Source organism: Psychrobacter pasteurii, from assembly GCF_900162815.1.
GTDB lineage: Bacteria > Pseudomonadota > Gammaproteobacteria > Pseudomonadales > Moraxellaceae > Psychrobacter > Psychrobacter pasteurii.
On record NZ_FUGD01000136.1, the window covers coordinates 1 to 6,454 of the forward strand.

5 protein-coding genes and 1 pseudogene are annotated in these 6,454 nt (G+C 43.6%); 3 read left to right on the forward strand and 3 right to left on the reverse strand.

The genetic code is table 11. From position 1 onward, the window contains the following. A pseudogene (locus A1232T_RS12010) lies at positions 1 to 390 on the forward strand (transposase); the annotation flags it as partial. 107 nt (positions 391 to 497) lie between these two features. Here A1232T_RS12010 and A1232T_RS12015 read toward each other — a convergent pair. Both A1232T_RS12015 and ppx read right to left on the reverse strand, forming a co-directional pair. After that, positions 498 to 1,301 carry an acetyl-CoA carboxylase carboxyltransferase subunit alpha gene (locus tag A1232T_RS12015; RefSeq protein WP_077449635.1) on the reverse strand — a complete coding sequence of 268 codons (804 nt, stop codon included), beginning with the start codon at positions 1,299 to 1,301 and terminating at the stop codon, positions 498 to 500. Between the two features lie 62 nt (positions 1,302 to 1,363). Beyond that, on the reverse strand, positions 1,364 to 2,887 hold the full coding sequence (gene ppx, locus A1232T_RS12020; protein ID WP_077449636.1) for an exopolyphosphatase: 1,524 nt from the start codon (positions 2,885 to 2,887) through the stop codon (positions 1,364 to 1,366). 467 nt (positions 2,888 to 3,354) lie between these two features. Here ppx and A1232T_RS12025 point away from each other — a divergent pair, with 467 nt between their 5' ends. Beyond that, positions 3,355 to 4,329: a c-type cytochrome gene (locus tag A1232T_RS12025; RefSeq protein ID WP_077449637.1), complete on the forward strand. Its 975-nt coding sequence runs from the start codon at positions 3,355 to 3,357 to the stop codon at positions 4,327 to 4,329. A 74-nt stretch (positions 4,330 to 4,403) separates the two neighbouring features. Here A1232T_RS12025 and A1232T_RS12030 read toward each other — a convergent pair whose 3' ends face one another. Next, positions 4,404 to 6,110, reverse strand: a complete 1,707-nt coding sequence (locus A1232T_RS12030; protein WP_077449638.1) for an AMP-binding protein — start codon at positions 6,108 to 6,110, stop codon at positions 4,404 to 4,406. 148 nt (positions 6,111 to 6,258) lie between these two features. On the opposite strand from A1232T_RS12030, the gene A1232T_RS14270 reads away from it, so the two are divergent. Beyond that, positions 6,259 to 6,454: hypothetical protein (locus tag A1232T_RS14270; protein WP_208606954.1), on the forward strand; the 196-nt coding region annotated here is incomplete at its 3' end.

Consider the following 6,454-nt stretch of genomic DNA (forward strand, 5'->3'; position numbering starts at 1 on the left):
CAAGAGACGTCCGTCAAGGGTGCAGATATTAGTCAGTGGTATTATTGGCGTTGGCAAATAGAATCTTATTTTAAATTGCTTAAAAGTGCAGGACTTCAGCTAGAGTCCTGGTTACAGCAAAGTGGAGACGCTTATTTTAAGCGGTTGTTAATTGCCTCTCAGGCTTGTACGCTCGTGTGGCGTATTATGCAAGCATCTGATAAACAGTCACAAGAGTTTGCTTTGTTTTTAGTGCGCCTCTCAGGTCGGCAAATGAAACGCAGCAAACCAATAACCGCACCTGCTGTGATGGCAGGATTGTTCCAGTGGCTTAATTTTACCGAACTGGTAAATCATTATCCCCCTGACAAACTGCGTGAATTCGCTGATGCCGCTAGTAAATTTGTGTAGATACCTATGCCCTGAAGTGGGTGGTTTTACGGCGACCGGTGATAAAATAGCTAAAATACAAAAGACAGACCTAAGTCTGCCTTTTTATTGAATTTAACGGATTAAATTTAAGCATTAAGGCTTAAAGTTGAATCAAAATGCTTTAGACGTTGATAACGCTGTTCAACCAACTCTTCAGTATCCAACTGTTTTAACTCTTCTAGCTGCTCAGCCAATAGCTTCTGTAGACCTTCCATAACTGGCTTAGCATCAAGGTGAGCACCCTCCCCTTCATCAACGATAGCATCTATCAATCCCAGTTGATATAGATTGTCAGAGTTTAGCTTTAAAGCTTCAGAAGCTTCAGGAGCCTTCTCTGCAGTCTTCCATAAAATAGAGGCACAGCCTTCAGGAGAGATAACCGAATAAATACTGTGCTGCAGCATGTTGACCCTATCACCAACCCCAATAGCCAAAGCGCCGCCTGAGCCGCCTTCTCCTATAATGGTTACGATAATCGGAGTCTTTAAGCTACTAAAGGTAGCAATGCTTTCGGCAATGGCTTGAGCCTGACCACGCTCTTCAGCTTCTACCCCAGGGTAAGCGCCTTGAGTATCAATAAAGGTTAATACAGGCAGCTTAAAACGCTCAGCCAATTTAACTAAGCGAATGGCCTTGCGATAGCCTTCTGGATACGCCATACCAAAGTTATGGGCGATACGCTCACGGGTGCTGCGTCCTCGGTGTTGACCTATGATCATCACCGGCTGGCCATTAAATCGGGCCAAACCGCCAATCACGGCACGATCATCGGCAAACGCTCTGTCTCCATGAAGTTCATCAAACTCAGTGAACAGCTGCCCGACATAATCCAAAAATAAAGGGCGTTTCGCGTGTCTTGCCAAGCCAACGCTGTCCCAAACTGCACTCATGATAAGTCCTTAAAATATTATTATCGTTTTATTTATGGGTTAGATTAGAGTTCCTGACTAAGTTATGAGCCAGAGCTTTCTTGAACCACCGTCAACTCAACGCCCCATTTTTTGAACTGAGCGATGTCATCGTTTAAATCAAAAACAAGTAAGCCATATTCTTCAAACTCAGACTCAACTCTCACTTGCCAGTGATCTTTATCGATAATATTTAGCTTAAGATCGCTCTTGTCATGGTCATTGCGACTGCGATGCACCAGTACCGCTAAACGCAGTAGCAAACATAGATACACCAGATCTCTACCGCCAATGTCTTGTACTTGCTCTAGCATTTCTGACTTTAACTTACGGCGATGGTTACGCGCCAGCTGCGCCATACGTACTTGATCGACCTGTGAGAATCCTGGGATATCAGAAAACTCCAGCAGATACGAGCTATGATGGTGATACCCACTGTGACTAATAGCTAGACCAATCTCGTGCAGATAGGCTGTACGGCGTAGCAAGTCATTGTCTTCCCCGCTTAAGCCTAAAGCTTCATGAGTCTGCTCATAAAGACGCTCACAGCTTTTTACCACCCGTCTTGCTTGACGCTTATCAACTGAATAACGCTCTACTAAAGCTTGGACACTGCGGTCGCGCACATCTTCACTGGCAAAGCGGCCAAGCATGTCATACATAACCCCTTCACGCAGCGCCCCATCAGAGTAAGTCATGGTCTCAATACCAAGTACTTTCATAGCTGCTAGTAGGACAGACACGCCGGCAGGGAAAACTGCTTTTCGGTGTTCTTTCACCCCTTCTAAATCAATGTCTTCAACACGGCCAATTTTCAGCAGCAGCTTTTGTAGGTTTTTTACGCCTTGATAGGTAATGCGCTCTTGATCATCGGCCCAGCCTTTTGACACCAATACATTACGCACAGCTTTAATGGTACCACTTGAGCCGACCACGCTGGTCCACCCAGTTTTTTGATAAGTAGTACTGATGCGTAAGATTTCTTTGCGAGCATCGGCAATGGCTTCATTAAAAGCCTCTTCGGTAATATCGCCCGATTCAAAGAACCACTGAGTATAAGCCACACACCCCATCTGTAAACTTTCTGTCAATAGCGGGTCAAACTCTTGACCAATAATAAATTCAGTTGAGCCACCACCGATATCAATTACCAATCTTTTATCAATACTCTCATTGGTGTGCGACACGCCCAAATAAATCAGACGCGCCTCTTCTCGGCCAGCAATAATTTCAATGGGCTTAGGTAAGATTTCATTGGCGCGGCGGATAAATTCATCGGCGTTTTTGGCCTGACGTAAAGCGTTGGTAGCAACGATACGCAGTCTATCTGCTGAGACTGAGTCTAGTCTTCCCATAAAACGAGCCAAACAATCTAGCCCCCTTTGTTGGGCCTCTTCACTCAAGTATTTTCTTTCATCTAAGCCGGCAGCTAACTGAACCTTTTCAGACATAGAGGCAATTTTACGTACCTCGCCATGATCCAAGCGAGCGATAGCCAAGTGAAAGCTGTTAGAGCCAATATCAATGGCGGCCATTAGTTCGTTATTCGCTAGAAAATTGTTAGGCATAAGCGACTGTTTTACCTTAGGTTAATACAGATATGGGAGTGTGTGGATTTATTATTAAATATTAAAAATGCAGGTGTCGAATAACTTTCTATACCGGCATTTAGCACAAAATAAATTCATTAGCAGAGCTGTATTTTAACAAACTCTGCAGCCAAATTCGCTGACTGCTTACTAAATTAATTCAAAAGCCTTTGTCGATAAAGACGACCGTTCCTCTCATTAAATCACTTATGCTAAAAAGTGGCAAGCAAGCTTAAATTAATAATACTTTAGCCTCTGTTTATCTAGGATTACCACTTTGCTCCTTTTAAAATATAATATAATGTAATATAATATTTTTTTAATAACTTATGTGGGTTTTGAATCATAAGTTTGACTGTTGTACTTCTACTCTCTTATTAACCTTGTTTATTCTTATATAGCTAGGCATACCGCACTTTATAATTATAAAGAACAGAGGACTCGTCATGACTAAACTCAAATCAACTAAGCTGCCATTAGCCGCTTCTCTTATTGTGGCTTCTGCTTTATTTACCGTAGGCTGTAGTAACGACAATCAGGTCAAAGCCGTAGACCGCACCGAAGAAGCTGCTGCTCTTGCTAGAGTTAAAGCACTTGAAGCTCAAGCTAAAGCTCTTGAAGAGGGTATGCCTGAAGCCAATAGTAGCTTTGCACCCGTTGGTGATAGTGCAGCGGCCAGTGCCTCGATTAAGATGCCAGATGAGTCTACTATCCCAGATAATGAGCTGGGCGACTCTATTCGTCGTGGTCTGCACTTAGTAAACAACACTTATACCGAACTACCAGACCATGTGGGTAACCGCTTAAACTGCACCAGCTGTCACTTAGGTAATGGCTCTGAAGCTTACGCCGCCCCTTGGAATGGTTTAACGGGTATCTTCCCTATTTATCGCTCACGTGATGCGCGTGTTAACTCACTACAAGAGCGTATCAATGGCTGTTTCCAGCGCTCAATGAACGGTAAGCCCTTAGACCCTACTTCTGATGACATGAACGCGATGATTGCCTATATGGGCTGGCTATCACAAGGTATTCCAGTTGGTGTTTCTCCAGAAGGTCGTGGCTTTGTTAAAGTAAATAATGAGCTTGAGCCAAACCCAGAAAACGGTAAGCAGCTTTTTGCTGAAAAATGTGCGCTATGTCACGGTGACAATGGTCAAGGTCAGTATACAGAAGACGGTGGCTATATTTACCCTGCCGTAGCCGGTGCTGACTCCTTTAACGATGGTGCTGGTATGGCCCGTACTTATAAAGCAGCTGCCTTTATTAAAGGTAAAATGCCTTTTGGTCAGGGTAATACCCTATCTGACCAAGAAGCCGTCGATATTGCCTCTTACTTTACTCAATTAGACCGTCCTGTGAAAGCCAATAAAGACAAAGACTGGCCAAAAGGTGGCGCACCAAAAGATGTTCGTCGTTAATTGAACTGATAAACGATTGATCAAAAAAAACCATCCTATTAAGTAGGATGGTTTTTTATTAGCGTAACTGTTTCTTAGCGTAGCTCTTTTCTAAGGATTTTACCCACCGCAGATTTAGGCAGTTCAGTGATAAATTCATAGTACTTAGGCCGCTTGTAGCCAGTCATTCGCTCACGGGCAAAGTCTTGTAGCTCTTCAACGGTAAGCTCATCTGTAGAACCATCTTGCTTTTTGACCACAAAAGCTTTGGGCACCTCTCCGCTATGCTCATCAGCAACGCCCACTACAGCCACTTCTACCACTTTGGGATGTTCAGTTAATACCGCCTCAACTTCATTGGGATAAACGTTAAAACCTGATACCAAGATCATGTCTTTTTTTCTATCAACCAAGGTGACAAAGCCTTCTTCATTAACAAACCCTATATCACCGCTTTTAAAGTAACCATCCGCAGTAAAAGTGTCTTGGTTATCACGCTCCCAATAGCCGCTCATCACTTGTGGCCCTTTAATACATACCTCACCTAAACTGCCAACCTCGCACTCACTACCGGTATCATCTATCACTTTAATTTGAGTCAAAGACAAGGGCAAGCCTACTGTGCCATTAAAGTCGGTAATACTGGGCGGATTAAAGCTAATCACTGGCGAAGTTTCTGACATACCATAACCTTCGTTGATGGTCTGACCGGTAACCGCCTTCCACTGCTCGGCAATGGCTTTGATAATAGCCGTACCGCCGCCAATAGACAAATACAGCTCACTAAAATCTAGGCCCCTAAATTTTGGATGATGCAGCAGACCTAAGAATAAAGTGTTTACCGAAGGAATAACATTAGGCTTGTGTTTTTCAATGGTGTCCACCAGCCCATCCATGTCTCGAGGATTAGTCACTAGGATATCTTCCCAGCCACCATATAGGCTGAGCAGACCACAAACGGTAAAAGAGAAAATATGATACAGCGGCAAAGGATTTAATACCTTTACCTGCTGCTTGGCGCGATTTTCAATATCATCGCCAAAGCACTCATAGCACTGCAGCACGTTTGCTACCAGATTAAAATGGGTCAGCATGGCGCCTTTGGGCTTGCCGGTAGTGCCTCCCGTATATTGCAATAACGCCAAATCCTGCCGGCCAATACTCACAGGCTTAAAGTCAGATTGATGATAATGATTGATCACATCGGCAAACTTTATAGCCTGCTTATCCCAAGAAGGCATTAATGCATTACGCTCTTCCGCTCTGGGCTGTGAGCCAGTCAGCTGCTTTAATGCCAAAATATCATTGTCAGCCGAACTGTCACCGCTTAACGCACAATGCATCACCCAGTCTAGAGACTGCTTTACTTCATCCTCTAAATTTTGATAGGCACTGTCCATACCTTGAAGCACCACCAGTCCTTTGACCTTGGCATCGAGCAATTGATGGGCCAATTCATACTGGGTATACAGCGGGTTGACATTGACTAAGATAATACCCGCACGTAGGCAACCTAAGATGACCACCGGATACTGCAAAATATTGGGTAGCTGCACCGCAACGCGATCGCCTTTATTAAAGCCTTGTGCCTGTAAGAAGGCGGCAAAGCGTTGGCTAGCGATGTCAATTTGCGCAAAACTTAGGGTAACCTCGCCCATACGAAAAGCCGTTTTTTCGCTGTATTGACGGAGTTTAGGTTGGAGTAAATCGAGGACGTTATGAATGGCGTCATCAATGGGCAGGTCATAATTTAGACCATAGCGGGCACAAACCTCACTAATAGAGGTAGTAGAAGTACTCATGATATTGCTTCCTTGCAATACAGTTGGGAATAAAAAAGGTTATAAAAGTAATTAAAATAAAGCTTAGTTAACAGTAAAAAAGCCTTTTTATCCTATTCGCCACAGACTTATTTGTCAAAGCGATTAGAACAAAAAGGCTTAAGTTAGCTTGTGGTCACATCAGACCACAAGCCTTTGTAAAAAGCGGTTGATTGCTTTTTACACCAAACATTTATCACCAGTCGCCGTAAAACCACCCACTTCAGGGCATAGGTATCTACACAACTTAAAAAAAGCAAAAAAGAATGATAGAATCTTCCAGTATGGCATAGATAAAATGGATCTAGATACGAGGCTCATCAAAC